This window comes from Bradyrhizobium sp. CCBAU 25360 (genome assembly GCF_028128695.1).
GTDB lineage: Bacteria > Pseudomonadota > Alphaproteobacteria > Rhizobiales > Xanthobacteraceae > Bradyrhizobium > Bradyrhizobium ottawaense.
In genome coordinates this window covers 1-1,257 of the sequence record NZ_LBJA01000013.1, presented here as the reverse complement: position 1 = coordinate 1,257, position 1,257 = coordinate 1, and the positions used below count along the sequence as shown (strand labels likewise).

Annotated in this window: 1 pseudogene; it reads left to right on the top strand. The window is 61.8% G+C overall.

Going from position 1 to position 1,257, the window contains the following annotated elements:
• Positions 1 to 205: 205 nt before the first annotated feature.
• Positions 206 to 1,257: pseudogene (locus XH81_RS04775) on the top strand (methyl-accepting chemotaxis protein); the annotation flags it as partial.

Below are 1,257 nucleotides of genomic sequence, written 5' to 3'. Positions count from 1 at the left end.
ATTTGGTGCCCGCACTTAATTTATGACGGCATTTGTAACGGCGCGGAAAAGCGCGCCTTAACAAATCCCCGCGTCACCTAACCGCGAGTTGCGGCGCCACAAATTTACCACAGCTTATCCTTTGCCGATTACCGTGCGGGCGAGTCAGGAAGCGGGCTGCTTCCGGGCTGCGCCTGGTTTTCCGCGAATGGAATGGGGTGGGGGAATGTCGGTCAAGTCGAAGTCGAACCAATCGAAGCTGCCAAGCTTGCGTTTTCGCGCAAAAATCATCCTCGGCTTCGTGGCGGTGCTAGCCATCCTCGCCGTCAGCATGGCTTTCGCCTATTTCGGCTTCGAGCGGATCCAGGCCGCCGTGGCTTCCTACCGCACCAGCGTGTCGGAAGCCGACCTCGCCCGGACGGTCGATCGCGAGCTGATCGCCTATCAGGGACTGGCTCGGGCCTATACCCTGACGGGGGCGGTGGATGACGAGACCGCAGCCAAGGCCGCCGAAGACAATCTGAAGAGCGCGATCGCCAAGTCGATGTCCGCCACGACAGGCGCCGCCCGCCGCGAGCAGGTCGGCAAGCTGGAGGCCGAGTTTCAGCGCTTCACGAAGGTGTTCGGGGAGATCATCGTCCTGACGCGCGAGAACAACAAGATCGCGGCCGATGAGCTCAACAGCGTCGGCAACAAGATCCGCTTCAAGTTCGACGACCTCGCCGATACCGCCGCGCTGGCGGGGCTGGCATCGGTCCAGACCACGGCCAAGGACATCACCTCGCAATATCTGGCTGTCTCCACCTCGGTCAGCGCCTTCGTCGCCAAGCCGGAGCCGAAGACCGCCGACGGCGTGATCGCCCGCATCAAATTCCTGGAGACCCTGCTGGTCTCGATCTATGCCAGCGACCAGAAGATCACCGACCGCGTCACCGAGATCGGCAATCTGCTGAAGCAGTACCGCACCTCCTTCTCAAGGCTGACCGAGAACGTGAAGATCATCGTCAAGTCGAACGGTGAGATGACCAAGACGGCGGCGACCATCCTCAAGCTCTCGGCCGAGCTGCGTTCGGATTTGACTGCTGACCAGCAGCGCATCGAGGCGAGCGCCAACGCGACGATCGGAGAGACCGAGCAACTGATGTTGATGATGGCGCTCGGCGGCCTTGCCATCGGTGCCGTGCTGGCCCTGTGGCTCGGCAACGGCATCTCGCGTCCGATGATCGCGATGTGCAAGGCGATGCGTGAGCTGGCCTCGGGCAATTTCGACGTGGTGCT